The sequence below is a fragment of the Nocardioides sp. T2.26MG-1 genome, assembly GCF_950101795.1.
In the GTDB taxonomy this organism is placed as follows: domain Bacteria; phylum Actinomycetota; class Actinomycetes; order Propionibacteriales; family Nocardioidaceae; genus Nocardioides.
On record NZ_CATNLZ010000002.1, the window covers coordinates 71,649 to 97,384 of the forward strand.

Annotated in this window: 26 protein-coding genes; 14 read left to right on the forward strand and 12 right to left on the reverse strand. The window is 72.9% G+C overall.

The genetic code is table 11. From position 1 onward, the window contains the following. Positions 1–107: 107 nt before the first annotated feature. On the reverse strand, positions 108–2,021 hold the full coding sequence (gene typA / locus QQZ14_RS05235) for a translational GTPase TypA (protein ID WP_284533160.1): 1,914 nt from the start codon (positions 2,019–2,021) through the stop codon (positions 108–110). A 178-nt stretch (positions 2,022–2,199) separates the two neighbouring features. Here typA and QQZ14_RS05240 point away from each other — a divergent pair, with 178 nt between their 5' ends. From QQZ14_RS05240 to QQZ14_RS05250, 3 genes are all read left to right on the forward strand, one after another. Continuing rightward, positions 2,200–2,673 carry a PPOX class F420-dependent oxidoreductase gene (locus QQZ14_RS05240; RefSeq protein ID WP_284533161.1) on the forward strand — a complete coding sequence of 158 codons (474 nt, stop codon included), beginning with the start codon at positions 2,200–2,202 and terminating at the stop codon, positions 2,671–2,673. 89 nt (positions 2,674–2,762) lie between these two features. Continuing rightward, the gene (locus QQZ14_RS05245; RefSeq protein ID WP_284533162.1) at positions 2,763–5,483 is read left to right on the forward strand and encodes a hypothetical protein; all 2,721 of its coding nucleotides are present in this window, start codon (positions 2,763–2,765) and stop codon (positions 5,481–5,483) included. A gap of 12 nt (positions 5,484–5,495) precedes the next feature. Continuing rightward, positions 5,496–6,773 carry a protealysin inhibitor emfourin gene (locus QQZ14_RS05250; RefSeq protein ID WP_284533163.1) on the forward strand — a complete coding sequence of 426 codons (1,278 nt, stop codon included), beginning with the start codon at positions 5,496–5,498 and terminating at the stop codon, positions 6,771–6,773. 59 nt (positions 6,774–6,832) lie between these two features. Here the strand turns inward: QQZ14_RS05250 and QQZ14_RS05255 are convergent, their stop codons facing one another. After that, a complete protein-coding gene (locus QQZ14_RS05255; protein ID WP_284533164.1) occupies positions 6,833–7,522 on the reverse strand; it encodes an aspartate/glutamate racemase family protein in 690 nt (229 codons plus the stop codon). Between QQZ14_RS05255 and QQZ14_RS05260 the strand changes: the two genes are divergently transcribed. Together QQZ14_RS05260 and QQZ14_RS05265 are read left to right on the forward strand one after the other, a co-directional pair. Further along, positions 7,521–8,186 (forward strand): DUF6318 family protein, encoded by a 666-nt coding sequence (locus QQZ14_RS05260; RefSeq protein ID WP_284533165.1) that lies wholly within the window; start codon positions 7,521–7,523, stop codon positions 8,184–8,186. The two genes, QQZ14_RS05255 and QQZ14_RS05260, sit on opposite strands and share 2 nt — an antisense overlap. A 2-nt stretch (positions 8,187–8,188) precedes the next feature. After that, positions 8,189–8,980 (forward strand): hypothetical protein, encoded by a 792-nt coding sequence (locus QQZ14_RS05265; protein WP_284533166.1) that lies wholly within the window; start codon positions 8,189–8,191, stop codon positions 8,978–8,980. A 310-nt stretch (positions 8,981–9,290) separates the two neighbouring features. Here the strand turns inward: QQZ14_RS05265 and QQZ14_RS05270 are convergent, their stop codons facing one another. Next, entirely contained in the window at positions 9,291–10,037 is a 747-nt protein-coding gene (locus QQZ14_RS05270) for an SDR family NAD(P)-dependent oxidoreductase (RefSeq protein WP_284533167.1), read from the reverse strand. Positions 10,038–10,103: 66 nt separating this feature from the next. Here QQZ14_RS05270 and QQZ14_RS05275 point away from each other — a divergent pair, with 66 nt between their 5' ends. The 3 genes from QQZ14_RS05275 (at position 10,104) to QQZ14_RS05285 (ending at position 12,385) form a co-directional block, all read left to right on the forward strand. Next, a complete protein-coding gene (locus tag QQZ14_RS05275; RefSeq protein WP_284533168.1) occupies positions 10,104–10,505 on the forward strand; it encodes a hypothetical protein in 402 nt (133 codons plus the stop codon). Between the two features lie 96 nt (positions 10,506–10,601). Continuing rightward, on the forward strand, positions 10,602–11,873 hold the full coding sequence (mshA, locus tag QQZ14_RS05280; protein WP_446740475.1) for a D-inositol-3-phosphate glycosyltransferase: 1,272 nt from the start codon (positions 10,602–10,604) through the stop codon (positions 11,871–11,873). Then, positions 11,870–12,385, forward strand: coding sequence for a YbjN domain-containing protein (locus tag QQZ14_RS05285; RefSeq protein ID WP_284533169.1), 516 nt, complete (start codon positions 11,870–11,872; stop codon positions 12,383–12,385). Before mshA ends, QQZ14_RS05285 begins: the two co-directional genes overlap by 4 nt. On the opposite strand, the gene QQZ14_RS05290 is transcribed toward QQZ14_RS05285, so the two are convergent. The 4 genes from QQZ14_RS05290 to QQZ14_RS05305 all read right to left on the reverse strand — a co-directional run bounded on the left by QQZ14_RS05290 (position 12,367) and on the right by QQZ14_RS05305 (position 16,967). Further along, entirely contained in the window at positions 12,367–14,040 is a 1,674-nt protein-coding gene (locus QQZ14_RS05290; RefSeq protein ID WP_284533170.1) for an ABC1 kinase family protein, read from the reverse strand. The genes QQZ14_RS05285 and QQZ14_RS05290 overlap by 19 nt on opposite strands. 66 nt (positions 14,041–14,106) lie before the next feature. Then, positions 14,107–15,045: a DMT family transporter gene (locus QQZ14_RS05295; protein ID WP_284533171.1), complete on the reverse strand. Its 939-nt coding sequence runs from the start codon at positions 15,043–15,045 to the stop codon at positions 14,107–14,109. A gap of 93 nt (positions 15,046–15,138) precedes the next feature. After that, the gene (locus QQZ14_RS05300) at positions 15,139–15,816 is read right to left on the reverse strand and encodes a response regulator transcription factor (RefSeq protein WP_284533172.1); all 678 of its coding nucleotides are present in this window, start codon (positions 15,814–15,816) and stop codon (positions 15,139–15,141) included. Next, on the reverse strand, positions 15,813–16,967 hold the full coding sequence (locus QQZ14_RS05305) for a sensor histidine kinase (RefSeq protein WP_284533173.1): 1,155 nt from the start codon (positions 16,965–16,967) through the stop codon (positions 15,813–15,815). The genes QQZ14_RS05300 and QQZ14_RS05305 overlap by 4 nt, the downstream gene beginning before the upstream one ends. Positions 16,968–17,087: 120 nt before the next feature. Here QQZ14_RS05305 and phoU point away from each other — a divergent pair, with 120 nt between their 5' ends. After that, a complete protein-coding gene (phoU, locus tag QQZ14_RS05310) occupies positions 17,088–17,741 on the forward strand; it encodes a phosphate signaling complex protein PhoU (RefSeq protein ID WP_284533174.1) in 654 nt (217 codons plus the stop codon). A gap of 137 nt (positions 17,742–17,878) precedes the next feature. Here the strand turns inward: phoU and QQZ14_RS05315 are convergent, their stop codons facing one another. The 3 genes from QQZ14_RS05315 to QQZ14_RS05325 all read right to left on the reverse strand — a co-directional run bounded on the left by QQZ14_RS05315 (position 17,879) and on the right by QQZ14_RS05325 (position 20,140). After that, positions 17,879–18,619: a phosphoglyceromutase gene (locus tag QQZ14_RS05315; protein WP_284533175.1), complete on the reverse strand. Its 741-nt coding sequence runs from the start codon at positions 18,617–18,619 to the stop codon at positions 17,879–17,881. A gap of 28 nt (positions 18,620–18,647) precedes the next feature. Further along, positions 18,648–19,190: a hypothetical protein gene (locus tag QQZ14_RS05320; RefSeq protein WP_284533176.1), complete on the reverse strand. Its 543-nt coding sequence runs from the start codon at positions 19,188–19,190 to the stop codon at positions 18,648–18,650. An 83-nt stretch (positions 19,191–19,273) separates the two neighbouring features. Continuing rightward, positions 19,274–20,140 carry a UbiA family prenyltransferase gene (locus QQZ14_RS05325; protein WP_284533177.1) on the reverse strand — a complete coding sequence of 289 codons (867 nt, stop codon included), beginning with the start codon at positions 20,138–20,140 and terminating at the stop codon, positions 19,274–19,276. 211 nt (positions 20,141–20,351) lie between these two features. Here QQZ14_RS05325 and QQZ14_RS05330 point away from each other — a divergent pair, with 211 nt between their 5' ends. Beyond that, positions 20,352–20,837: a CarD family transcriptional regulator gene (locus tag QQZ14_RS05330; protein WP_011757466.1), complete on the forward strand. Its 486-nt coding sequence runs from the start codon at positions 20,352–20,354 to the stop codon at positions 20,835–20,837. Positions 20,838–20,928: 91 nt separating this feature from the next. Then, positions 20,929–21,543, forward strand: coding sequence for a 2-C-methyl-D-erythritol 4-phosphate cytidylyltransferase (locus QQZ14_RS05335; protein ID WP_284533178.1), 615 nt, complete (start codon positions 20,929–20,931; stop codon positions 21,541–21,543). On the opposite strand, the gene QQZ14_RS05340 is transcribed toward QQZ14_RS05335, so the two are convergent. Beyond that, the gene (locus tag QQZ14_RS05340) at positions 21,488–22,168 is read right to left on the reverse strand and encodes an IspD/TarI family cytidylyltransferase (protein WP_284533180.1); all 681 of its coding nucleotides are present in this window, start codon (positions 22,166–22,168) and stop codon (positions 21,488–21,490) included. The two genes, QQZ14_RS05335 and QQZ14_RS05340, sit on opposite strands and share 56 nt — an antisense overlap. A gap of 281 nt (positions 22,169–22,449) precedes the next feature. Between QQZ14_RS05340 and nirD the strand changes: the two genes are divergently transcribed. Then, positions 22,450–22,875, forward strand: a complete 426-nt coding sequence (gene nirD, locus QQZ14_RS05345; protein WP_284533181.1) for a nitrite reductase small subunit NirD — start codon at positions 22,450–22,452, stop codon at positions 22,873–22,875. Here the strand turns inward: nirD and ispF are convergent. Further along, positions 22,847–23,353 carry a 2-C-methyl-D-erythritol 2,4-cyclodiphosphate synthase gene (gene ispF, locus QQZ14_RS05350; protein WP_284533183.1) on the reverse strand — a complete coding sequence of 169 codons (507 nt, stop codon included), beginning with the start codon at positions 23,351–23,353 and terminating at the stop codon, positions 22,847–22,849. The two genes, nirD and ispF, sit on opposite strands and share 29 nt — an antisense overlap. Positions 23,354–23,379: 26 nt before the next feature. On the opposite strand from ispF, the gene QQZ14_RS05355 reads away from it, so the two are divergent. Both QQZ14_RS05355 and QQZ14_RS05360 read left to right on the forward strand, forming a co-directional pair. Next, on the forward strand, positions 23,380–24,954 hold the full coding sequence (locus tag QQZ14_RS05355) for a molybdopterin-dependent oxidoreductase (protein WP_284533184.1): 1,575 nt from the start codon (positions 23,380–23,382) through the stop codon (positions 24,952–24,954). Next, positions 24,951–25,730 carry an SDR family NAD(P)-dependent oxidoreductase gene (locus QQZ14_RS05360; RefSeq protein ID WP_284533186.1) on the forward strand — a complete coding sequence of 260 codons (780 nt, stop codon included), beginning with the start codon at positions 24,951–24,953 and terminating at the stop codon, positions 25,728–25,730. The genes QQZ14_RS05355 and QQZ14_RS05360 overlap by 4 nt, the downstream gene beginning before the upstream one ends. Positions 25,731–25,736 lie beyond the last annotated feature (6 nt).

Below are 25,736 nucleotides of genomic sequence, written 5' to 3' on the forward strand. Positions count from 1 at the left end.
TGGCGCTACTTGCTCGCTTTACGCGCTCGGCTCGCGGTCGGCGCTCCTTCGTCGCGCGACAGCTCGCCGAGCAAGCAGAACCCTCCGCTCGTTCCTCGCTCCGGGCCCTACTTGCTCGCCTTACGCGCTCGGCTCGCGGTCTTCGCCCGCTCGTTCTGGTCGAGGACGAGCTTGCGGATGCGCACGGTCTCGGGGGTGACCTCCACGCACTCGTCCTCGCGGCAGAACTCCAGGCACTGCTCGAGCGAGAGCTTGCGCGGCGGCACGAGCTTCTCGAAGTTGTCGGAGGTCGCGGACCGGATGTTGGTCTGCTGCTTCTCCTTGGTGATGTTGACGTCCATGTCGTCGGCGCGGGAGTTCTCGCCGACGATCATGCCCTCGTAGACCTCCGTGGTGGGGTCGACGAACATCACGCCGCGCTCCTGCAGGTTCGTCATCGCGTACGCCGTGGCCGCGCCGGACCGGTCCGCGACCAGCGAGCCGTTCTGGCGCGACTTGATCTCGCCGGCCCAGGGCTCGTAGCCCTCGGAGATGTGGTGGGCGATGCCGGTGCCGCGGGTGTCGGTGAGGAACTCGGTGCGGAAGCCGATCAGGCCGCGGGCCGGGACCAGGAACTCCATGCGCACCCAGCCGGTGCCGTGGTTGGTCATCTGCTCCATGCGGCCCTTGCGGGAGGCGAGCAGCTCGGTGATCGTGCCGAGGTACTCCTCGGGCGCGTCGATCGTCAGCCGCTCCACGGGCTCGTGGATCTTGCCGTTGATCTCCCGGGTGACCACCTGCGGCTTGCCGACGGTCAGCTCGAAGCCCTCACGGCGCATCTGCTCGACCAGGATCGCCAGCGCCAGCTCGCCGCGGCCCTGGACCTCCCACGCGTCGGGGCGCTCGGTGGGGAGGACCTTGAGCGACACGTTGCCGACCAGCTCGGCGTCGAGCCGGTCCTTGACCAGGCGGGCGGTGACCTTGTGGCCCTTGCCGCCCTTGCCGACCAGCGGCGAGGTGTTGGTGCCGATCGTCATGGAGATCGCCGGCTCGTCGACGTGGATCAGCGGCAGCGCCACCGGGTTCTCGGGGTCGGCGAGGGTCTCGCCGATCGTGATCTCGGGGATGCCGGAGACCGCCACGATGTCGCCCGGGCCGGCGGACTCGCCGGACTTGCGCTCGAGGCCCTCGGTGACGAGCAGCTCGGTGATCTTGACGTTCTTGGTGGTGCCGTCGCGCTTCATCCACGCGACCTGCTGGCCCTTGCGCAGCGTGCCCTCGTGGACCCGCACGAGCGCGAGCCGGCCGAGGAACGGCGAGGCGTCGAGGTTGGTGACGTGGGCCTGGAGCGGCGCGCCCTCGGTGTACAGCGGCGCGGGGATCGTCTCGAGGATCGTCTTGAACAGCGGCTCGAGGTCGGGGGAGTCCGGCAGGCCGCCGTTCTCGGGCATCTCCAGCGACGCGCGACCGGCCTTGGCCGAGGCGTACACGACCGGGAAGTCCAGCGCGTCCTGGCTGTGGCTCTCGTCGAGCAGGTCCATGAACAGCTCGTAGGTCTCGTCGACGACCTCGGCGATCCGGGCGTCGCCGCGGTCGACCTTGTTGACCACGAGCACGACCGGCATGTCGGCGTTGAGCGCCTTGCGCAGCACGAACCGGGTCTGCGGCAGCGGGCCCTCGGACGCATCGACCAGCAGCACGATGCCGTCGACCATCGACAGGCCGCGCTCGACCTCGCCGCCGAAGTCGGCGTGGCCGGGGGTGTCGATGATGTTGATCGTCATCGGCTTGCCGCCGCCCGCGGGACCCGCGTAGTGGATCGCGGTGTTCTTCGCGAGGATCGTGATGCCCTTCTCGCGCTCGAGGTCACCGGAGTCCATGACCCGCTCGGCGACACCCTCGGCCTGGTGCTCGGTGAACGCGCCGCCCTGGCGCAGCATCGCGTCGACGAGCGTGGTCTTGCCGTGGTCGACGTGGGCGACGATCGCCACGTTGCGGAGGTCGGTGCGAGCGGTCCGGGGCGAATCAGTGGGGGCAGACATGGAGGTACGGCGTCCGTTCGATGGGGGTGCGCGGCGGCCGCGCGAGACTGGCGGGCCCGGAAAGGGCCTCGTCGAGTCTAGTGGCGGGCGGCGTACCCGCCCACATCGGCGGACCTGGTCCCACCCGCGCGGCCGGCGGTGCACCGGGGAGATCGGGCCCCCCGACTACCGTGGCCGCATGCCCCGGATCGCCACGAAGGACCGCGTCGACCACGACCAGCTGCTCGACTTCGTCCGCACCCGCCACCACCTCGTGCTCGTGACCACCCGGGCGGACGGCCGCCCGCAGCTCTCGCCGGTGTCCGGGGGCGTGGACGCGGACGGGTACGTCGTGATCTCGACGTACCCCGACCGCGCGAAGGCCGTGAACCTGCGCCGCAACCCGGCCGCCAGCGTGCTGGTGCTCTCCGACGAGTGGGACGACGCCTGGGTCCAGGTCGACGGCACCGCCGAGGTGCTCGACATGCCGTCGCCCGAGGCCGAGGACGGGCTGGTCGAGTACTACCGCTGCATCGCCGGCGAGCACCCCGACTGGGATGAGTACCGCACCGCGATGCGCCGTCAGGGCAAGTCGCTGATCCGGATCCGCGTCGACTCCTGGGGGCCGGTCGCCACCGGCGGCTTCCCGCCCGACCGCGCCCCCGCCGGCTGACGCCCGCCGGCTGACGAGGCCGCCCCACCGGTCCAGTCAGGTCGCGGCGAGACGCCGCGTCCGGCCCGGTCCCGCCTAGGCTCACGAACGTGCGCGGCTACGCCCCCCTGGGCCGCATCGTCGGCCTGGCCATGATCGTCGCGGGGCTCGGGACCGCGACCTTGGCGACCGCCGAGCACGCGGTCGCGGCGACCGCGGACAGCCCCACGGCGATCGCCGTCAGCTCCGGGGGGACGTCGTACGTCGGGTTCGCGAACGGCGGCGTGCTGCAGCGGATCTCGGTCGACGGCAAGCGCAAGCCCTCGGTGCCGCTCGATCAGGACGAGGCCGTCGACGGCCTCTTCGTGACCCCGGGGGACGACATCTGGGTCGACTACGAGACCGGGATGTCCTTGCTGGCCCCCGGCGGCCGGGTGATCGCCCACTTCGACCACAGCCCCGTGCGCGACTGCGACCCGAGCGCGTCGCCGCACCGCTACGGCGGCATCACCGCCCACGGCAACCGCATCTACGTGGCCAACCGCTGCGACGACAGCGTCTCGGTCTACGCCCGCAACGGCGACCTCCAGGCGACCGTCGACCTGCCCGGCACGGACCACCCGCGCGGCATCACGTACGGCGGCCCGCAGGCCGGCCGGCCGGCGATGCTGTACGTCGCGGTGCCCGACCGTGGCCAGGTGCTCGCCTACAAGGCCGCGTCGCTGCGCGACTCGTCGAAGCCGTCCCAGACGTTCACGCTGCGTCGGCCGGGTGGCGGCCACCGCCCGGCTCCCGGGGGCATCGCGGTCGACAAGTGGGGCCAGCTGGTCGTCACCGACATGGCCAACAACGCGGTCTACCTGGTCGACACCAACCACGACTTCTCGCTCTACCGCACCCTCGGGCACCCGCCCCGGGCCGGCCGCGCGGCCGGACGGCTCAGCAACCCCACCGCGATCGCCCAGCACGACCAGGACGGCGGGTCGCTGTCCGGTGACCTGTTCATCGCCGACACCGGCAACGGCCGGGCGCAGCGCTGGAACACCAGCGGCTACACCTACTGGGCCACGAACGTCCGGCCCGGCTCCGGTGCGGGCGGTGGCGGCGGCGACGGTGAGGACGGCGACGGTGAGGACAGCGACAGCCCGCCGAGCAACACCGTCCCGCCGGCGGTCACCGGCACGCCTCAGGTGGGTTCCACGCTCAGCTGCTCGAGCGGCTCCTGGTCCGGCGCGTCCTTCGTCGAGCACGCCTGGCTGCGCGACGGCGGCGTCATCGGCGGCGCCACGGGCTCGACGTACCAGCTCACCGCCGCCGACGCCGGTGCCGAGATCGGCTGCCGGGTGCGGGCCGGCAACGACGCGGGCACCAGTGCGTGGGCCTACAGCGACCCGGTCACGGTCTCCGGGTCGGGCAGCGGGGCGGGCCCGGCCAACCTCTCCCCGCCGGCGGTCTCCGGCACGCCCGCGGTCGGCCATTCGCTCACCTGCAGCACCGGCACCTGGTCTGGCGGCGGCAGCGGGCCGTTCGGTGGCGGCGCCGTCAACACCTACGCCTACCAGTGGCGCCGCGACGGCGGCGCGATCGGCGGCGCCACGGCCGCGTCGTACACCGTGGTCGCCGCCGACAGCGGCGCCGTGCTCACCTGCGTCGTGACCGCCACCAACGGCTCCGGCAGCACCCAGCAGGCGTCGGCGCCGGTGACCGTCACCGGGGCCGGCCCGGTGAACCAGTCGCCGCCGGTGATCACCGGGACCCCGGCGGTCGGGCAGACCCTGACCTGCGGCCCCGGCAGCTGGTCGGGCGCGACCGGCTACGCCTTCGCCTGGCGCCGGGACGGCACGCTCATCGGCGGCGCGACCACCGCGACGTACGCCGTCGTGGCCGCCGACAGCGGCCGGGCCCTGACCTGCGTGGTGACCGCGACCAACGGCACGGGCGGCAGCGCTCAGCAGACCTCGAGGCCCGTGACGGTCACCGCGACCGGACCCGCCAACACGGTGCCACCGATCGTCTCCGGGTCCGCCGGAGTCGGGGAGGTGCTCACGTGCCTGCCCGGCGGCTGGAGCGGCACCGGCCTGGGCTTCGCCTACATCTGGAGGCGCGACGGCACCGCGATCGCGCAGGCCACCTGGTCGGCGTACACCGTGCTCTCCCCGGACGTCGGCACCACGCTGACCTGCGCGGTGACCGCCACCAACGGCCAGGGCAGTGCGACCGCGACCTCCGCCGGCGTCGTGATCTCCGGGCCGTCGGGCCATGCACCGAGCAACCTCACCTCGCCGGCCGTGACCGGCACCGCTGCTGCCGGGCAGACCGTCACCTGCGACCCGGGCACCTGGGCCGGGACCCCCGAGCTCGTCCAGACCTACACGTGGCAGCGCAACGGCGCGGACGTGTCCGGCGCCACGGCCGCGACGTACGCCGTGGGCGCCGGCGACGCGGGTGCGAGCCTGCGCTGCGTGGTGGTCGTGGCCAACGGCTACGGCAAGGCGGCGCTGGCCTCGCCCGGGGTGGCGGTCGCCGGCGGGGGCGGGTCGAGCTCGTGCCTCGGGCAGATCGGGGTGAGCGTCAACGGCGGCGCGACCCGGGTGACCAGTCCCGACGTGCTCCTCGGCATCGTGGCCCCGAGCGGAGTCACCTCGGTGACGGTCTCCGACGACCTCGACTTCGCCACCCCGGTGACGATGCCGGTGACGCCGTCGTGCACCTATGCCTGGACGCTGCGGTCCACGCCGGGAGCCTCGACGATGTCGTCGGTGTTCGTGCGGTTCGGCGCCAGCCCGATGGTGTTCGGCTACAGCATCCTGGTGGACCGCACCGGCGGGTGACACCCTGGCGGCATGACGTGCCGCTTCGTGCCGCCGTACCTGCTGCGCCTCGTGGCGCCCGAGAGCCTGCTCGTCGACGAGCGGCTGCGGGCGGGCCGGACGGTGCCCGCCACCCAGCGACGGACGGTCCTGCCCGCCGACGGGCCGGCGTGGACCGTGCACACCGCCGACCACGGCACCACGCTGCCGGGCCGGGTGGTCCGGTCGGCCGGTGAGCCCGAGGCAGGTGACCCGGCCGTCGACGAGGCGGGCGCCGGTGTCGCCGGGGCGCTCGCGCTGTTCGCGGAGGTCTACGGCCGCTCGTCGTACGACGGCCACGGCGCGCCGGTGAGCCTGACCGTCCACTACGGCCGCGACTACGACAACGCGTTCTGGGACGGCACCCAGCTGGTGTTCGGCGACGGCGACGGGAAGGTCTTCGGCCGCTTCACCCGGCCCGTGGACGTGCTCGGCCACGAGCTCACCCACGCGGTCACCGAGCACACCGCGGGGCTGCGCTACGAGGGCCAGTCGGGCGCGCTGAACGAGTCGGTCTCCGACGTGTTCGCCGCCTGCCTCAAGCAGCGGCTGCTCGGCCAGACCGCGGCCGACGCCGACTGGCTGATCGGGGCCGGGATCTTCCTGCCCGGCGTGCGGGCGCGGGCGCTGCGCGACATGGCCGCGCCCGGCACGGCGTACGACGACCCGGCGCTCGGGCGCGACCCGCAGGTCGGTCACTTCCGCGACTACGTCGAGACCACCGACGACAACGGTGGCGTGCACCTCAACTCCGGCATCCCCAACCGGGCCTTCCAGCTCGCGGCGACCGCGATCGGCGGCACGTCGTGGGACGGCGCCGGTCGGGTCTGGTACGCCGCGCTCACGGGCGGGGCGGTCGGGCCGGGCACCGACTTCGCGGGCTTCGCCGCGGCGACGGTCGCGGCCGCGGGGGCGCACGCCGAGGCGGTGCGGTCGGCGTGGGAGCAGGTGGGCGTGTCCGGGGCGGCGCCGTCGTCCGGCTCGGGCGCGGGCGGCGGACCGTCCCGGAAGGTGAGCGTGCGGCGTACCGGCGGCTTCGCCGGGCTGCGCGCCGCCGGCGAGCTGGACCTCGACGGGGACGACCCGCGCGCCCCCGAGGTCGCGGCCCTCCTCGACCGGGTGGATCTCGCCTCGGTCGCCTCCGGCCAGCCGCAACCGGACCGCTACGTCTACTCGTTCGACCTCTGCGGCGACTGCGCGACCGTCCCCGAGCAGCACCTCACCCCCGAGCTGGTGCGGCTGGTCGAGCTGGTCCTGGACGGTAGTCCCTGACGAACGGGCCCTTGGGAGCGATCCCACGGGGCCCGTTCGTCAGGGACTACCCGAAATCGTCAGGCCAGGGCGCGGTCGAGCGCGGCGGCCACGTGGAGCGTGGTGCAGGGGAAGACCGGGATGTCGGCGTCGGCCTGGTGGACGAGCAGCTCGAGCTCGGTGCAGCCGAGGATCACGCCGCCCGCCCCGGCATCCCAGAGCTCGTCGATCATCTCGACGACACTGCGCCGCGAGGCGTCGAGCACCTTGCCGTGCACGAGCTCGTCGTAGATCACCCGGTTGAGGGTCTCGTGGTGGCGGGCGTCCGGCACGTGCACGGTCAGGCCGTGGTCGGCGATCCGGCTGGTGAAGAACGAGCGCGACATCGCGAACGTCGTGCCGAGGAACCCGACCGACTCCAGCCGCTCGGCCTTGCAGGCCTCGGCGACCACGTCGGCGAGGTGCAGCAGCGGGATGTCGACCGCGTCGGCGACCTGGTCGGCCACCCGGTGGAACGTCGTGGTGCACAGCAGCAGGAAGTCGGCCCCGGCGGCCTCGACCCCGCGGGCGGCGCCGGCCAGGATCTCCGCGACGTCGTCCCAGCGCTCCTGCTCCTGCAGCGCGGTGACCTCGGCGAAGTCCACGGACGCCATCACGGTCTTGGCCGAGGACAGCCCGCCGACCCGCTCCTCGACGCCCTGGTTGAGTGCCTCGTAGTAGGCGGCGCTGCTCTCCCAGCTCATCCCGCCGACGAGTCCGATCGTCTGCATGGTCCTGATCCTGTCAGACTCTCCACAGGCGGCGATACGGCGGTTTCACATCGGGCGATCTCGGGGAATGATCGGGCTCGTGAACCGGTCTCGGACGGCCCTCACCGCACTCTCGCTGGTCTCGGTGCTCGCGCTCGGCGCCTGCTCGGGGGATGACCCCGAGCCCAAGTTCGCCGAGCCCTCGCCGTCCAGGTCGTTGCCCTCGTCGCCGTCGACCACCGCGGTATCGGGTCCGGTGGAGCCGACGATGCCTGCTGAGGCGAAGGGGACGGACGCCGCCGCTGCCGAGGCGTTCGTGAGGTTCTACTGGGAGATGGTCAACTACGCCCAGGCGACCGGGGATCTCGACGGTCTACGCGGCCTTGCTGGGCCCGAGTGCAAGCCGTGTGTATCTGGCATACGCGGGTTGGAGCGCCTAGTGGAGCGAAAGGCCGACGTCCACGGTGGTGAGTACGACGTGTCGGACATCTCGAGCGCGTTCTTCGACAATGGCGGGCGGATCACGGTCCGTTACAAGCTCGCTTCTTCACGGCAAGTGATCAGCTATCCGAGCGGCAAACCCTCGACCTATCCGGCGAAACAGGTGGACGCGATGAGCCTCCTTCGCAAGGACGAGGGTCGATGGGCGCTCGAGTATTGGGGTGAGGACCCATCAAAGCGATAGCAATGGCGCGACTTCTGGCGGCCGTCGCGACCGTGCTCCTGCTCTTCCCCGCCACAGGTTGGGCCACGGATACCGGATCAGGACCGGGCTACTTCTGGACGGCTGCGAGCGGCTCGTCGAGTCCAGATCATGGCGCGCCTGAGGCCGAGAACGTCGCCGTGGAGCCAGCGGCCGGTCACTGGGAGACACTCAATGCCTGCGCTCTTGGGATGGCTGGTGCTCGCACCTGTGGCGAGCCCGCCTACTGCTCGGACGGAACGGTCATGACCTTCACGTACTTCGTCACCACGGACGATGTCGGCATCTTCCAGGGCGACAACTGCCCGGAAGACGTGACCCCAGTCGCCCCGCCTCAGGTGACGCCGGGCCGGGTGTTGACCGCGTTCCGGCGGATTCCGTTGCCGGCGTCGGAGTTGGTGGTGCAGCCGCCGGGTGGGCGGACGTTGGTGAACTTCGAGACGAACTTCTATACCGAGCAGGGGGAGTTCACGCGGGTGGTGCGGCTGTTGGGGCGGCGGGTGGAGCTGCGGATCTGGCCGGAGTCGTTCACGTGGCACTACGGGGACGGGTCGAGTGAGCAGACGCGGTCGGCGGGGTCGGCGTACCCGGACCTGGAGATCACCCACCGGTACCTGTCGAAGGGCCGGGTGGGGGTGAGCGTGGACACGACGTATGCGGCGGACTTCCGGGTGGGTGCTGGTGGGTGGCGGCCCGTGGGTGGGACGGTGACGATCCCGGGGGAGGCGGAGTCGTTGGAGGTGGTGACCGCGCGGCCGGTGCTGGTCGGTGGCTGAGCGGATCAGTGCGGTGGCTGGGATGAGCCACGTTCAACCCAGACACCGCGCTATGAGGTGGCGGCCGGAGAGCCGGGCAGCGGCGGCGACCCGACGCGCGCCGTACCCGTCCTTGCTGCCATCGACCGTGACCACGAGTGACCCGCAGGCCGAAGCAGATCTCCCGCTGAGCCGACTGGGTCTCGATCCGCCCCTCGCGACCTCCTTCGTCGGTCGCAGGGCTCGCTCGACCTTCACCGCGTCAGGGCTTCGCGGCTGCGCCGCTCAGGGCTTCGCGGCTGCGCCGCTCAGGGCTTCGCGGCTGCGCCGCTCAGCCCTGGCGGTGGATCTTGTGCTGGGCGGCCTGGGCGCGGGGCTTGATCACCAGCTCGTCGATGTTCACGTGCGGCGGCCGGGTGACCATCCAGCCGATCGCGTCGGCGACGTCCTCGGCGGTGAGCGGCTCGGCGACCCCGGCGTACACCGCGTCGGCCTTCTCACGGTCGCCCTCGAAGCGCACCAGGGCGAACTCGTCGGTCTTCACCATGCCGGGCGCGATCTCCATCACCCGCACCGGCTGGTCCCACAGCTCCAGGCGCAGCGTCTCGGTGACGACCTTGGTGCCGTGCTTCGCCGCCGTGTAGCCCGCCCCGCCCTCGTAGGCGATCCGGCCGGCGGTCGAGCCGACGTTGAGGATCGCGCCCGCGCCGCTGGCGAGCAGGGCCGGCAGCAGCGCCCGGGTCACCTGCATCAGCCCGAGGACGTTCACCTCGTACATCCGTCGCCAGTCGTCGCTGTCCGCGGCCGCGACCGGCGCCGAGCCGAAGGCGCCGCCGGCGTTGTTGACGAGTACGTCGAGCCGGTCGCCGACCGCGGCCGCGAGCCCCGCGACCGAGTCCACGGACGTCACGTCGCACGCGACCGGCGTACCGCCGATCTCGGCGGCGAGCGGCTCGATCCGGTCGCGGCGCCGTGCGGCGCAGAAGACGTGGAACCCCTCGTGGGCCAGACGGCGCGCGGTGGCGGCGCCGATCCCGCTGCTGGCCCCGGTGACGACGGCGGTGCGGAGACTGCTCACCAGGACATTGTGGTGGACGGTCGGCCAGCGGTGGCACACTGACCTGTCGTCGGAAGGGGTTTGTGCATGCGGGTGCCTGCTGCGGTGGCCGGGTCTCTCGGCGGTCTGTGCTGGCTGGCGGCGTACGTCGCCGACCGGGCCGACCTCGGTGGCGGGCTCGTCGACGGGATCACCTGGGCGGGCGTGGCGCTGCTGACGATCGCGGTGCTCGCGGCCGGGGCCAGCCTGGTCAGCAAGGGCGCCACGTGGCTGCGCTTCATCGTGGCGGTGTGCTTCGCGGCGCTGGTCGGCTCGCTGCTCGCCGTGGTGCGTGACGGCGGCGACCCGCTGATCGTGGACGCCGTGTTCGGGGCCGGCGCCCTCGTCGTGTCGGTCGTGGCGCTCAGCCGGGGCGGCCGGGACCGGCCCGCCGAGGCGGTCGCGACCCCGCCGCCGTCGCGTCGCAGCCGCGGCTCGCATGCCCGCTGACCGGCCCGGGCACAGGTAGCAAGGCCGGCCCAGGGGAATCAACACAGGCTCGGGCGTGTTCACCCCGGTTGGACCCGACGAGCAAACGACCCCGAGGTGGCTGTGGAACCGATCCGGCGCGTGGCGATGATCAGCCTGCACACCTCACCCCTCGACCAGCCCGGCACGGGCGACGCCGGCGGCATGAACGTCTACGTCATCGAGCTGTCCAAGCGGCTGGCCGCGCAGGGCATCGCCGTGGACATCTTCACCCGCGCCACCCGCTCGAGCCTGGCGCCCGCCGTACCGGTCGGCGACGGGGTGACCGTGCGGCACATCCACGCCGGGCCGTTCGAGGGCCTCACCAAGGGCGAGCTGCCCGGGCAGCTGTGCGTGTTCGCCCGCGAGGTGCTGCGCGCCGAGGCCGTCCAGCCCGTCGGGCACTACGACGTCGTGCACTCCCACTACTGGCTCTCGGGCCAGGTCGGCGCGCTCGCCCGCGACCGCTGGGGGGTGCCGCTGGTGCACTCGATGCACACGATGGCCAAGGTCAAGAACGACGCGCTCGCCACCGGAGACACCCCCGAGCCGGCCGCGCGGATCATCGGCGAGGAGCAGGTCGTCGAGGCCGCCGACATGCTCGTGGCCAACACCGACCTCGAGGCCAAGCAGCTGATCAACCTGTACGACGCGGACCCCGGCCGGGTCGAGGTGGTGCACCCCGGCGTCGACCTCGAGCTGTTCCGCCCGCAGGACAAGGCGGCCGCCCGGGCCGCCCTCGACCTGCCGTCCGACGCGGCGGTGCTGCTGTTCGCCGGGCGGATCCAGCCCCTCAAGGCCCCCGACGTGCTGCTCCGCGCGGTCGCCGAGCTGCTCGCCCGGACCCCCGGGCTGCGCTCCCGGCTGGTGGTCCCGATCGTCGGCGGCCCCTCCGGCACCGGTCTCGAGCACCCCGAGTCCCTGGCGCAGCTGGCCGGCGAGCTCGGCCTCGACGGGCCCGACGGCGTGGTCCGGTTCGTGCCGCCGGTCTCCCAGCAGGAGCTGGCGCGCTGGTGCGCCGCGGCGACGCTGGTCGCGGTGCCGTCGTACAACGAGTCCTTCGGTCTGGTGGCCGCCGAGGCCCAGGCCACCGGCACCCCGGTCGTCGCCGCCGCCGTCGGCGGGCTCACGACGGTCGTCCGCGACGGGCGCAGCGGCCTCCTGGTCGACGGCCACGACCCCCGGGCCTGGGCCGACGCGCTGGGGCGGGTCGTCGAGGACGACGCGCTGCGGGGCCGCCTCGCCGCCGGAGCCCTCGAGCAGGCCCGGACGTTCTCGTGGGAGCACACCGCCGAGCAGGTGCTCGAGGTCTACGGGCGCGCCCGCACCCAGCTCCGGGAGACCGCGTGACGACCGATCCCCAGCAGGTCGTCCGCGACTACCTGGCCGCCAACGACCTCGAGGTCGAGGAGGTGTCCGACGGGGTCTTCTCGTTCTCGCTGCCCGGTGAGCGCAAGCTGCAGACCGCGGTCCGCCTCGACGTCGGCACCCACGCACTCGGCGTGCACGCGTTCGTGTGCCGCAACCCCGACGAGAACCACGAGGGCGTCTACCGCTGGCTGCTGCAGCGCAACCTGCGGATGTACGGCGTCGCCTTCGCGATCGACCGGCTCGGGGACATCTACCTCGACGGCCGGCTACCGCTGAGCTCGGTCACCCCCGAGGAGCTCGACCGGCTGCTCGGGTCCCTGCTGACCTACGCCGACGAGTCGTTCAACACGATCCTCGAGCTCGGCTTCGCCTCCTCGATCCGCAAGGAGTGGGAGTGGCGCACGCTGCGCGGCGAGCCGACCCACAACCTGGAGGCGTTCCGCGGCTGGCTCGAGTCCGAGGACCCGGCCGGTCAGCCGCCCGGGTCCTGACGACGCTCGCGAGCGACCCGACGATCGGTGAGCAGCACCCAGGCGATCAGGCCGCCGCCGCTCAGCACCGCGAACACGAAGAACGCCATCGCGACCGCGGGGTAGCCGAGCACCCGGTGCTCCGAGGGCACCCGCATCATCATCGCGGCCCCCAGCACGGTCGCGGCGATCACGATCCCGAACGTGAGCCGGTTGGCGACCCGGTGCAGCACGGTGTGCAGCCGCTCCTCGTCGACCGCGTGCACCCGGATGCTCAGCTCGCCCTCGGACAGCGCCTCCAGGATGCGGTTGCCGCGGCGCGGCAGGTTCGCGGTGAACTCCTTGGCCTCCAGCGCCGCGCTCATCACCCCGGCGGCGCTGACGTTGAGCCCGCTGCGCATCAGCGACACCAGACTGTCCCGCACCGCGGCCGCCGGGTCGAAGGTCGGGTCGAGGTGCAAGGTGACCTGATCGAGGTTGAGCAGCGCCTTGCCGACCATCGACATCTCCGCGGGCGGGCGCAGCCCGTGCCGTCCGGAGATCTGGCTCAGCTGCACCAGCGCCGTACCCGCCTGCACGTCCGGCCCGGACGTGGTGGCCTCGGACACCAGCTGTCCGACGTCGGCCCGGAAGGCCGCCGCGTCGAAGTCCTGCAGCGGGTGCCCGAGCCCGGCGAGCACGGCCGCTGCCTCGTCGCCGTCCCCGTCGCCCAGCGAGATCAGCAGCTTGATGACCTGGTCCCGCAGCCGGGGCGCCACGGTCGTGACCATGCCGAGGTCGAGCAGCGCCAGCCGGCCGTCGTCGGTGATCAGCATGTTGCCCGGATGGGGGTCGGCGTGCAGGAAGCCGTGGCGGAGCATCGCGTCCAGGTAGCAGCCGAACAGCTGCTCGACCATCGGGCGGGTGTCCAGGTCGATCAGCCCGAGCGGCCCGACCTCGGTCACCTTGCGTCCGTCGATGCGGTCCATGGTCAGCACCCGTGACGTCGAGAGCTCCTCGACCGGGGCGGGGACCACGAGCAGGTCGTAGTCGGACGTGAGCTCGCGGAACCGGCGCAGGTTGCGCGCCTCCCGGCGGTAGTCCAGCTCGCCGGCCAGCGACCGGCGGAACTCGGCGAGCAGCTGCTCGAAGCCGAAGCGGCGGCCCGCGTCGGTGTGCCGGTCGGCCAGGCCGGCGAGCCGCGCCAGCGTCTCCATGTCCTCGCGTGCCTGGTCGCGGATGCCCGGTCGCTGCACCTTGACCACGACCTCCCGGCCGTTGCGGAGCGTGGCCCGGTGCACCTGCCCGAGCGACGCGGCCGCCAGCGGCTCGGGGTCGAAGGACCCGAACAGGTCGTGGACCGTCCCGCCCAGCTCGGTCTCCACGACCTCGCGGATCGCGTCGAAGTCCTCCGGCTCCGCGTCGTCCTGCAGCCTGGCCAGCGCGGTCGTGTACGCCGGCGGCAGCAGGTCGAAGCGGGTCGAGAGGAGCTGCCCGAGCTTGATGAACGTGGGGCCGAGCTCCTCGAGGTCGATGGCGAACCGCTCCGCGAGCGCCTCGTCGCCCTCGGGTGCCTCGTCGTCGCGGGGGAAGCCGTCCAGGCCCATGCCGGAGAGGAGGTCGCTGCGGCGATGCCGGACCAGCAGGCGCGCCAGCGCGGCGTAACGCAGCAGGGGGGCCTGCGGGGAGGAGGTCATGCCGCCCTGTTCCCCGTCGCGCAGGTCGTCACGCGCGGGCGTGACCCACGCGACCCCGGGACCGGGTCAGGCGGGGGGTGAGACCTCGTCGGCGATCGTGCGCGGCTTGCGGCGGGCGACGGCGACGCCGACCAGGGCGAGCGCGCCGCCGACGTACGCCATGCCGGCCGGGGTCTCGTCGAGCAGCACCAGGCCCATCACGATCGTGATCGGAGGGACCAGGTAGGTCGTCACCCCGAGGCTGCTCGCGGACATGTGGCGCAGCGCGTAGGCGTAGGTGGTGAACGCGATCGCGGTCGGGAACACCCCGAGGTAGACCACCCACAGCACCGAGGACGCGGGCGCGTCGCCCGCCTCGTCGATCAGCTGCCCGAGGAACGGCAGGCACACGACCGCGCCCACCGTGCAGGCCAGCCAGGTCACCTGGATCGCGGGCAGCCGGGCGACGAGCGGCTTCTGCAGGATCAGGCTGATGGAGTAGACGACCGCGGACACCAGGCACAGCAGTACGCCGAGCACGTCGCTGTCGCCGCCCTCGGACGACGCCAGGCTGATCAGCCCGACGCCGCCGAACGCCAGGGCGAGGCCGATGCCGAGGTAGAGCGTGAACCGCTCGTCGAGGAACGCCGCCGCCAGGAACGCGATCAGCACCGGCGACACCTGGATGAGCATCGCGGCCGTGCCGGCGTCGACCCGGTGCTCGCCCTCGTTGAGGGCGACGTTGTAGACGCCGAACCACAGCACCCCGATCAGCGCGATCGAGACCCACTCGCGGCCGCTGGGCCGGGGGAAGCCGCGGCTCAGTGCGACCGCGCCCAGGCAGAGCGCGCCGACCAGCAGCCGGCCCAGCGACAGCGCGCCAGGGGAGAAGTCGTGGCCCAGGTGCCGGATCGCGACGAACGCCGAGGCCCAGAAGACCAGCGTCACGGCCACCGCCGTCACCGGCAGCCAGGGGGCGGGGACGGTGGCTTCCGCCGGGGCTGCCGCGCTCGTCGTACTCGTCACCGGCCCAGACTAGGGAGCGGCACCGACATCGGTAACGCGGTTTTCGGACGCCGTTGCGCGAGATGGCGCCATGGTGCCCGCCTCGCGCGTCGCTCAGACGTCCAGCTTGTAGCCCAGCCCGCGGACGGTGACGAGGTACTTCGGCTCGCCCGGGTCGGGCTCGATCTTGGCGCGCAGCCGCTTGACGTGGACGTCGAGGGTCTTGGTGTCGCCGACGTAGTCGGAGCCCCAGACGCGGTCGATCAGCTGGCCGCGGGTGAGCACCCGGCCGGGGTTGCGCAGGAACATCTCCAGCAGCTCGAACTCCTTGAGCGGCAGCCGCTGCGCCTGGCCGTCGACGGTCACGACGTGCCGCTCGACGTCCATCCGCACCGGGCCGGCCTCGAGGGTCGGCGGCGCGAGGTCGGGCTCCTGGCCGCGGCGGAGCACGGCGCGGATCCGGGCGACCAGCTCCCGCGGGGAGTACGGCTTGGTGACGTAGTCGTCGGCGCCCAGCTCGAGGCCCACCACCTTGTCGACCTCGTCGTCCTTCGCGCTCACCATGATCACCGGCACGCTCGAGGTCTGCCGGATCTGCCGGCACACCTCGGTGCCCGGCAGCCCGGGCAGCATCAGGTCGAGCAGCACGATGTCCGCACCGTTGCGGTCGAACTCCGTGAGCGCGTCGTTGCCGTTGGCAGCGATCGCGACCTCGTAGCCCTCCTTGCGCAGCATGTAGGCGAGAGCGTCGCTGTAGCTCTCTTCGTCCTCGACAACGAGTACGCGGGTCACCGGCCAGCCTCCTGGTTCCAATTTGTCGAACGGGCCGAGAAATATCGGGGGAGGGTCAAGGTGAACGTAGACCCCTGGCCCTCCACGGACCACACGCGGACCTCTCCGCCGTGCGTGGCCGCGACGTGCTTGACGATCGAGAGCCCGAGCCCGGTGCCGCCCGTGGAGCGGTGCCGGGCCGGGTCGACGCGGTAGAACCGCTCGAAGATCCGGTCGATCTCCTGCGGGGGGATGCCGATGCCCTGGTCGACCACCGAGATCTCCACCATGTCGTCGTCGGCCTTCGTCGAGACGAGCACGGTGGCGTCGCAGTCGGAGTAGGACACCGCGTTGGCCACGAGGTTGGCGACCGCCGCGGTCACCTGCTCCTCGCTGCCGAACACCTGTAGGTGCGGGACGCCGCCGGTGACGATCGAGATCCGCTTGGAGTCCGCGTCGATCGCGCTGGTGTCGACGGCGACCTTGATCACCTCGTCGAGCTCGACCGGCATCGGCTGCTCGAGCGGCTCGTCGCCCTGGAGGCGCGACAGCTCGATCACCTGCTGGACGAGCCGGGAGAGCCGGTCGCTCTCGGTGAGCATCCGGTTGGAGAAGCGCTTGATCGCCTCGGGGTCCTCGGCCGCGTCGTGGACCGCCTCGGCCAGCAGCCGGATCGCGCCGACGGGCGTCTTGAGCTCGTGGCTGACGTTGGCGACGAAGTCTCGGCGTACCGCCTCCACGCGCCGCTCCCGGGTGCGGTCCTCGACCAGCGCCAGCACCAGCCGGGAGCCGAGCGGCGCGACCCGGGCGGTGACGTGCCGCGAGGGCATGCCCGGCCGGCTCATCAGCAGCTCGGTCTCACGGATCTGCCCGTCGCGGCGCACCTGGTGCACGAGGTCGGCGAGGTCGGTCGACAGCAGGGAGGTGCCGCGCACCAAACCCATCGCGTACGCCGGCGCGGAGGCCTTCAGGACGACGTCGGCGTCGTCGACGACGACCGCGCTGCTGCGCAGCACCGAGAGCACGGCGGCGACCCCGACCGGGACCACCGGATCCTCGACCGGCTGGGCGTGGTGCTGCTGGCGGTCGCTCAGGTGCCACGCCAGCACCGCGCCGCCGGCGACGACGGCTCCGATGAGCGCGGCGAGGAACGCCTGCGTCGTCGCATCCACACCTGAATCGTACGAGCCATTTCATCGGGCGTTCGCCGACGGAACGCCGGCTTCGAGATATTCACCCCTCGTTCACGTCCCGGCCCCGGCCGTCCACCTGCTGCACCTACTCTGGTCGTCATGCGAGAGGCCTTCCACGAACAGCTCGACGCGATGTTCCGCGATCTGGCGAGCATCTGCGAGAACGTCGAGACCGCCGTCCGGCTGGCGACCGAGGCGCTGCTCTCGGGCGACGCCCGGATCGCCGAGGGTGTGATCAGCGCCGACGCCGAGATCGACCGGGCCCGGGAGCGGGTCGAGGACTCGGCGTTCCTGCTGCTGTCCCTCCAGCAGCCGGTCGCCAGCGACCTGCGCACCGTGGTCGCGGCGCTCCGGATGGTCAGCGAGCTCGAGCGGATGGGCGACCTCTCCGTGCACGTCGCCAAGATCGCGCGGCTCCGGGTGCCCAACCTCGCCGTACCCGACGACGTCTCCCCGACGATCGAGCGGATGGCCCACGTCGCCGAGGACATGGTCCGGCGGGTCTCCAAGATCATCACCGACCGCGACGTCGACGAGGCCCTCGCGCTGGTCCGCGAGGACGAGGAGATGGACCAGCTGCGGCGCAGCACGTTCGCCGAGATGCTCTCCGCCGACTGGAGCCACGGCGTCGAGGCAGCCGTCGACATCGCCCTGCTGGGCCGGTACTACGAGCGGATCGCCGACCACGCCGTCTCGGTCGCCAACCGGGTCGTGTTCGTCGTCACCGGCGAGAACCCCCGGGCTTCCGCCTAGAGGGCGTGGAGCTCGCTTCGCTCGCCGCTCGTTCTGTTCCGCCGACAGGCTCGCTGCGCTCGCGGCCAGAGATGCTCCCTGACGAAAGGGCCCCAGACCCATCGGATCTGGGGCCCTTTCGTCAGGGACTACCGCACTTACCGACCCTGGTTGGCGACGGCGGCAGCAGCGGCCGCGGCGGCCTCGGGGTCAAGGTAGCGGCCGGCACCGGTGGGCCGGAAGTCGTCGTCGAGCTCGTAGACCAGCGGCATGCCGGTGGGGATGTTCAGCCCGGCGATGTCCTCGTCGCTGATCCCGTCGAGGTGCTTGACCAGCGCGCGGAGGCTGTTGCCATGGGCGGCGATCAGCACCGTGTGGCCGGCCTGGAGGTCCGGGATGATGTCGGACTCCCAGTACGGCAGGAACCGTGCGATGACGTCCTTGAGGCACTCGGTGTGGGGCATGTCGGCGCCGAGACCGGCATACTGCGGCAGCCCGAACTGGGAGAACTCGCTGTCCTCCTCGATCGGCGGCGGCGGGACGTCGAAGGAGCGACGCCAGAGCATGAACTGCTCCTCGCCGTACGCCTCGAGGGTCTCCTTCTTGTTCTTGCCCTGCAGGGCGCCGTAGTGGCGCTCGTTGAGGCGCCAGGAGCGCCGCACCGGGATCCAGTGCCGGTCGGCGGCGTCGAGGGCGAGGCATGCGGTGTTGATCGCGCGGCGCTGCACCGAGGTGTGCACGACGTCCGGCAGCACCCCGGCCTCGCGCAGCAGCTCGCCGCCGTGGACCGCCTCCGCGCGGCCCTTCTCGGTGAGGTCGACATCCACCCAGCCCGTGAAGAGGTTCTTCGCGTTCCACTCGCTCTCACCGTGGCGGAGCAGGATGAGCGTGTGGGTCATGGGGTGTTCTCCTTGGCTGGTTGCTGGGTCAGTGCTCTTCGGTGGCCGGGGCCTCGACGTCGCACTCGTAGGCTGCGCTCGAGGAGCCGGTGGACGGGGTGGGGGCGAGGCCCTCGAACTCGTTGCAGGGGGGTACGACGGGGACGGACATCTCGACGGTCTCCCCGTTGTCGAGGCCGATCTTCACGGTCACGACCTTGCCGGGGCCGAAGTCGCCCTGGACCGTGACCGGGCCCTCGGTGGCGAGGTTGACCAGCCCACCGGGGGGGACCTCGACCGGGCTGAAGCCGTCGGCGGTCAGGGTCGAGTCACCCGCACCGGCGATCGACTCGACGGTGACCGCCTCGTGCGGCTCGTTGTTGGCGAACGACGCGACGAACGCGCCCTCGCCGTCCTGGCCCGCGACGACGACGGCGTTGAGCACGTCGACCTTCGCGTCCCGGTTGTTGATCCCGGCGGTCGGGGTGTAGACCCGGTCCGTCGCGTAGTCGAACCCACACGAGGTCAGGGTCGCGGCAAGCGTGAGAGCGCCGACGGTGGAGAGCAGTCGGGCGGACGTGCGAAGCTGCATCTTCTAGGCCTTCACGGGTCTACGGCAGGGTGCGGGGCACAGCCTAGTGGTGACCGGACCCCGGCGCGGCCCCGGAGGGTGGATCAGCGGCTCAGGCCGACGCTGTTGCCGACGACCAGGAGCCCGGCCACGGCGAGCACGACCCAGGCGAGCGCCAGCACCAGCAGCCGGGTCGCCCCGATCCTGAGCGCGACCCGCAGCGCCAGGTGCCGGTAGCCGTCCTCGTGGTCGGGGACCAGCCCGGGCAGCGCGCACAGCACGTGCACGCCGACGCCCAGCGCGGCCGCGAGCGCCACCATGGCGGGCTCGGGCGGGTTGCCGGAGGCCTCGCCGCCCCAGCCGCCGTACGAGAGGAACGCCGGGTAGCCGGCGTACGCCACCGCCCACGGCACCCACGAGAACCAGCCGCGCCGCAGCACGACGTTGCCGACCAGCCCGGCCGCGACCGTGCCGAGGTAGACACTGCCCGCGGTGACGCCGTTCGACACCGACAGCGGCACCAGCAGCAGCACCGCGCAGATCAGCGCGAACCACGCCGTCCCCGGGTCGAGGTAGCCCTCGGCGATCGGCTTCCCGCTCGGCAGCCGCCGCTCGTCGCGGCGCCGGTCGACGAGGTCGTTGTGCCAGCCGAGCACCGCCTGCCCGACGAGCACCGTGACGAGGACCAGCGCGACCTCCCGGCCCGCGCGGCCGCTGAGCGCTGCGGCGATCGCGAGGCCGGCCGCGGTCAGCAGCGCGTGCCGCGGATGGGCGGCCCGGAGGAGGAGCACCGGCGTGCTGTGCGCGAGCGTACGGCGGCGCTCGCCCCGCCGGGTGGGGCCGGTGGGGGCCGCCGGGGTCGTCGTCGGCTCCGGCTCGGGCCCCGACTCGGGGGCCGGATCGGGCGCGGGCGCCTCGTCGGGGGCCGGGACGGCCCCGCGGATCTTGCGGCGGCGCAGGGTCGGCGACATACCCCGCAGTATCAGCCAGAGGCCCGTCCGTGGCGGGAATTCGGGGTTCCTGGTGCGTCCGCCGCGGGCCCGACGCCCGGCCCGGAGCGGGCCGCCACCACACCCACCGCGGATCTGTCAACCCCCGATTGTGCCCCTGACCTGCGCAAACGACCCGGAGAGGTTTCTCAGCCCGTGTTAAGATAGGGGCCTAGGAAGGGGTACCTGACATATGACTTTCACCGTCGGCGAAACGGTTGTTTACCCGAATCACGGAGCCGCAGTCATCGAAGACATCGAGATGCGGAAGATCAAGGGAGAGGACCGGCAGTACCTCGTACTCCGTATCGTCGCCCAGCAGGACCTGGTGGTCCGAGTGCCCGCCTGCAACCTCGACCTCGTCGGGGTCCGCGACGTCGTCGACAAGGAGGGGCTCGACCGGGTGTTCGACGTCCTCCGTGCCGCGCACGTCGAGGAGCCGACCAACTGGTCGCGTCGCTACAAGGCCAACCTGGAGAAGCTGCACAGCGGCGACGTCATGAAGGTCGCCGAGGTCGTCCGCGACCTGTGGCGCCGTGAGCGCGACCGCGGCCTGTCCGCCGGCGAGAAGCGGATGCTCGCGAAGGCCCGGCAGATCCTGGTCTCCGAGCTCGCCCTGGCCGAGCACACCAACGAGGACAAGGCCGAGGCCCTGCTCGACGAGGTGCTCGCTTCCTGACGCTCCACCGAGACGTACGCCGAGGCCCCCGGGTGATCCACCCGGGGGCCTCGTCGCGTCCCGGGTCGGCACGTCCTACGTTGGGGGCGCCATGACCATCGATCCGTACGACGTCCAGGACGACCCGCCGCCGGCCCTCGGCACCGTGCTCACCGACGGGCGCGGCTCGCTGCCGTTCGCGCTGATCCACGGCGAGGCCCTGGTCGCCTGCGCCGCGTGGGCGCTCGGCGAGGCCGGCGTGCTGCCGGTCGACGAGGGCACGCCCTGGGAGGCCGTGGCCACCACCGGCGAGCCGTTCGTGGTGCACGACCCGCTGTGCCCGATGACGCCACCGGAGTTCGTCGCGGCCTGCGTGGCCCGCGCGCTCGAGCACGCGGGCGTCGTGGTCGGGGTCCGGCCGGTCACCGACACCGTCAAGGTCGTCGCCGACGGCGTGGTCGGCGAGACCGTCGACCGGGACGCACTGGTCTCGGTCGCCTCGCCGGTGGTGCTGCCGCCCGAGGTGGTCGCCGACCTGGAGGCGCTGCCCTCGCACGACCTCGTCGAGCTCGTCGCGGCGCTGCGCGGGCGCTATCCGGTGGAGCTGGTCGAGGCCCCGCCGGCCGCGCGCCGGATCGGGTCGGAGGAGGACCTGCGGGTGCTGGAGGCGCTCACCGCAGGCGATCGGCCAGTCGATCAGCCAGGGCCAGGTCCTCGGGGAACGTGACCTTGAGGTTGCGCGGCCCGCTGGGCACCGCCACCACCGGCAGGTCGGTGTAGCGGCTCCAGCACGCCGCGGTGTCGGTGCCGTCGAAACCGTCGGTCTCGGCTCCGGCGTACGCCGCCAGCAGCTCGCGGGCCCGGAACGCCTGCGGGGTCTGCACGCCGTCCAGCTCGGGAAGCGCCCGGCCGTCCAGGGCGAGCAGCCCCCGCAGCGGCAGCACCGGGATCGCGCCCCCACGGGCCCGGGCCGCGTCGATCGTGGCCGCGAACAGCTCGCGACCGGCCAGCGGCCGCGCGCCGTCGTGGATGGCCACCACGTCGATGTCGCCGGCCTCGACCTCGGCGGCGAGCGCACGCAGGGCGTTCCACTCCGAGCCGTGCCGGGTCGCACCACCCTCGACGATGCCGATCTCGGCCGCGCCGAGGTGCGGCGCCAGGGCCGTGGCCACCAGCTCGGCCTCGCCCGGGCGGACCACGACCAGCACCCGGCGTACGTCTGCGAGCGCGAGCGCGTCGCGCACCGACCACGCGAGCAGCGGCCGGTCACCGAGGGGCAGCAGCACCTTGTTGGTCGCCGCGCCCACCCGCGTGCCGGAGCCCGCGGCGAGGATCACGACGGCGGCGGGCACCCGGGCAGTGTAGGGCTCGAACCACGGCGGGCGTCGCGAGGGTTTTCACGGCTGTTACACGGCGAAACAGCCGCTCAACACCCCGGCCCTAGTGTCGCGTCTCGGTAGTTGTTGAACGGTTGGCGTTCTCAGGGTGTGTGCATCGCAAGGCGCTGGCGTGCCGCCATACCCGCTCGTATCGCAAGCGTCGGCAACGCAGCGAGGTGCGTGCCATGTGGGCGCGGAGCGCCCAAGAACCTCTGGACGCGGCACTCGTTCGACGGACCAGGAAGGGGGCCCCGATGACGCCGGGACCGCGGAGCCGCAGCGCGGAGGAGTGGCAGCCCGTCTGCCGCGTCGCCGAGCTCGAGGTCGAGCGTGGGGCCACCGCGCTGGTGCACGGCCAGGCGATCGCGCTGTTCCGGACCCCGGACGACCAGGTCTACGCGCTCGGCAACCACGACCCGTTCGCCAAGGCGTCGGTGATCGCCCGCGGGATCGTGGGGGTGCGCGGCGGCGTGCCGTTCGTCGCCTCGCCCACCCACAAGCACGCCTTCGACCTGCGCAGCGGCAGGTGCCTGGACGACGACCACGTGTCGATCCCGGCCTACGACGTCCACATCATCGAGGGCGTGGTGCTGGTGGGCCACCGCAAGGACACCGTGGCGCCGGGGACGCCGGGGACGCCGGGGACCCCGGTCACGCCCACCCGAGGCGCCCGGGGGTGACCAGCGCGGTGGCGATCGCCGCGACCCCCTCGCCACGGCCGGTGAGGCCCAGCCCGTCGGTGGTCGTGGCCGACACGCTCACCGGGGCGCCGACGGCCGCACCGAGAGCCGCCTCCGCCTGAGCCCGGCGCGCGCCGAGCCGGGGGCGGTCGCCGATCACCTGCACGGAGACGTTGCCGATCGCGAACCCCGCCGCCCGGACCCGCCGGGCGGTCTCGGTGAGCAGCGCGGCCCCGGACGCACCCGCCCACGCGGGGTCCGACGTACCGAAGTTGGAGCCGAGGTCGCCGAGCCCGGCGGCCGACAGCAGCGCGTCGCACGCGGCGTGCGCGGCGACGTCGGCGTCCGAGTGGCCCTCCAGGCCCTGCGGCTCCTCGGGCCAGTGCAGCCCGGCGAGGTGCATCGGGACGCCGTCCGCGAGCCGGTGCACGTCCGTGCCGATGCCGATCCTGGGCGAGTGCTCCACAGGAGGGATCATGCCGGACGGTGCGCAACAATCGCTCGGTGAGCACCTCCCGCGCGTGGTCGGTCGCCGGCCTGGTCGCCGGGTTCGCCGGTCTCGCCGTGAGCTACGGCCTCGCGATGGTGATGACGATCCGGGACTCGCCGCTGGTCGCGGTCGCCGAGCTGGTGGTCCGGCTGACGCCCGGGCCCGTGGTGGAGTTCGTGATCAAGTTCTTCGGCAGCGGGGACAAGGCGTTCCTGCTGGTCGTGCTGGTGGTGCTCAGCGCCGCGATCTTCGCGTGGACGGGCCGGCTCGCGCGGCGCACCCGGTGGGCGCCGGTGATCGTGTACGGCCTGCTGGCCGTGCTCGGGGGCGTCGCCGTCTGGGTCCAGCGCTCCGCGACCGCGCTCGACGCGCTGCCGGTGGCCGCCGGCCTCGCGACCTGGCTGGTCTGCCTCTCGCTCCTCACCGAGCCGCTGCGCCGCCACGAGCGGGCCACGACCACCGAGCCCGGGGACGTCTCCGGGCCGGCGCGCACCGGCCACACCCGCCGTACGTTCCTGGTCCGCGCGGGCGGCATGACCGCCGCCGCGGCCGTGCTCGGCGTCGTCGGCCGGGCCGTCGGCAGCGGCCGCCGCCACGTGGAGGAGACCCGCCGGCTGCTGCGGCTGCCGGGGGTGACCCGGCCGGTGCCGCCCAAGGACTCGCGCGTCGACGTGCCGGAGATGACTCCGTGGATGACGCCGACCGACGACTTCTACCGGATCGACACGGCGTTCGTGGTGCCCGCGATCGAGCCGGACGACTGGCTGCTGCGCATCCACGGGATGGTCGACCGCGAGATCGTGGTGACCTACCAGGACCTCGTCGACGGGGCGACGACCGAGGCCTGGGTGACGCTCAACTGCGTGTCGAACGAGGTCGGCGGCGACCTGATCGGCAACGCCTGGTGGAGCGGGGTCCGGATCGCCGGGCTGCTGCGTGCGGCCGGCGTGCACACGGGCGCGGACGCGGTGCTGCAGACCTCCGAGGACGGCTGGACGTGCGGTACGCCGCTGAGCGTCCTCACCGACGACCGGGACGCGATGCTCGCGGTCGCGATGAACGGCGAGCCGCTCCCCATCGAGCACGGGTTCCCGGTGCGCACGGTCGTGCCCGGGCTCTACGGCTACGTCTCGGCCTGCAAGTGGGTCGTGGACATGAAGGTCACCCGGTTCGCCGACATCGAGGCCTACTGGACCGAGAAGGGCTGGTCCGAGCTCGGCCCGGTCAAGATCTCCTCGCGGATCGACGTGCCCCGCGGCGGCGGCGAGGTGGCGGCCGGCGGCGCCCAGGTCGCCGGCGTCGCCTGGGCCCAGCACACCGGCATCGACGCCGTGGAGATCTCGGTCGACGGCGACGCGTGGACGCCGGCGCGGCTGGCCGGGGTGCCCAGCACCGACACCTGGGTGCAGTGGGTGGCGGCCGTCGACCTCGCCCCCGGCGACCACACGTTGAGCGTGCGGGCCAGGGACGCCGACGGGCTCGTGCAGACCGGGGAGGTGCAGGACGTGCTGCCCGACGGCGCCACCGGCTGGCACACCATCGACCTCACGGCCGTCGAGCCGGGTCAGACCCAGGAGGAGGACGGGTGAGCGACTTCGGCGACCGGACCGGCGCGGCCCTGGTGGTCGGCGGCAGCGGCGGCCTCGGCCTGGCGATCGCCCGGATGCTCGCCAGCCGCGGGTCCGACGTCGCCCTCACCTACCGCTCGCGGCCCGACGCCGGCGTCGCGGCCGCGGACGCGGTGCGGGAGTGGGGACGGCACGCGTCGTCGTACGCCCTCGACCTCGGCGGCGCGCCGGCCACGACCGACGCGGCCGCGGTCGTCGACGCGGTGGTCGCCGCCCACGGCGGGCTGCACACGCTGGTGTACGCCGCCGGCCCGCACGTGCCGATGACGCACCTGTCCGCGGTCGAGCCGGCGGCGATGGCCGCGCAGCTGGCCGCGGACGCGGCCGGGTTCTTCGCGGTCGTCCGTCCCGCGCTGCCGGCGCTGCGGGACGCGCAGGGGTCGGTCGTCGCGGTCACCACCGCCGCGACCGCGCGCTACCCCGTGCGCGACGGGCTCTCGTCCGCGCCGAAGGCGGCCGTCGAGGCGATCGTGCGGGCCCTCGCCGCCGAGGAGGGGCGGTACGGCGTGCGCGTCAACGCCGTCGGACCCGGCATGCTCACCGACGGGATGGCCGCCCGGCTGATCGGCTCCGGTGACCTCGACGACGCGGCGCTCGCCGCCGCCCGCCGCAACATCCCGCTGCGGCGGTTCGGCACCGCCACCGACGTCGCCGAGGCGGTCTGCTTCCTCGCCTCCGACCGCGCCGGCTTCATCTCGGGGCAGAAGCTGGACGTGGACGGCGGGTTCGGCGTCTGAGAGGAG

Bases quoted from the DNA above. Each gene is read 5' to 3' on its own strand.
- typA (WP_284533160.1), bottom strand. From the start codon at position 2,021: ATGTCTGCCCCCACTGATTCGCCCCGGACCGCTCGCACCGACCTCCGC.
- QQZ14_RS05240 (WP_284533161.1), top strand. From the start codon at position 2,200: ATGCCCCGGATCGCCACGAAGGACCGCGTCGACCACGACCAGCTGCTC.
- QQZ14_RS05250 (WP_284533163.1), top strand. From the start codon at position 5,496: ATGACGTGCCGCTTCGTGCCGCCGTACCTGCTGCGCCTCGTGGCGCCC.
- QQZ14_RS05260 (WP_284533165.1), top strand. From the start codon at position 7,521: ATGGTCCTGATCCTGTCAGACTCTCCACAGGCGGCGATACGGCGGTTT.
- QQZ14_RS05255 (WP_284533164.1), bottom strand. From the start codon at position 7,522: ATGCAGACGATCGGACTCGTCGGCGGGATGAGCTGGGAGAGCAGCGCC.
- QQZ14_RS05265 (WP_284533166.1), top strand. From the start codon at position 8,189: ATGGCGCGACTTCTGGCGGCCGTCGCGACCGTGCTCCTGCTCTTCCCC.
- QQZ14_RS05275 (WP_284533168.1), top strand. From the start codon at position 10,104: ATGCGGGTGCCTGCTGCGGTGGCCGGGTCTCTCGGCGGTCTGTGCTGG.
- QQZ14_RS05290 (WP_284533170.1), bottom strand. From the start codon at position 14,040: ATGACCTCCTCCCCGCAGGCCCCCCTGCTGCGTTACGCCGCGCTGGCG.
- phoU (WP_284533174.1), top strand. From the start codon at position 17,088: ATGCGAGAGGCCTTCCACGAACAGCTCGACGCGATGTTCCGCGATCTG.
- QQZ14_RS05315 (WP_284533175.1), bottom strand. From the start codon at position 18,619: ATGACCCACACGCTCATCCTGCTCCGCCACGGTGAGAGCGAGTGGAAC.
- QQZ14_RS05320 (WP_284533176.1), bottom strand. From the start codon at position 19,190: ATGCAGCTTCGCACGTCCGCCCGACTGCTCTCCACCGTCGGCGCTCTC.
- QQZ14_RS05325 (WP_284533177.1), bottom strand. From the start codon at position 20,140: ATGTCGCCGACCCTGCGCCGCCGCAAGATCCGCGGGGCCGTCCCGGCC.
- QQZ14_RS05330 (WP_011757466.1), top strand. From the start codon at position 20,352: ATGACTTTCACCGTCGGCGAAACGGTTGTTTACCCGAATCACGGAGCC.
- QQZ14_RS05335 (WP_284533178.1), top strand. From the start codon at position 20,929: ATGACCATCGATCCGTACGACGTCCAGGACGACCCGCCGCCGGCCCTC.
- nirD (WP_284533181.1), top strand. From the start codon at position 22,450: ATGACGCCGGGACCGCGGAGCCGCAGCGCGGAGGAGTGGCAGCCCGTC.
- ispF (WP_284533183.1), bottom strand. From the start codon at position 23,353: ATGATCCCTCCTGTGGAGCACTCGCCCAGGATCGGCATCGGCACGGAC.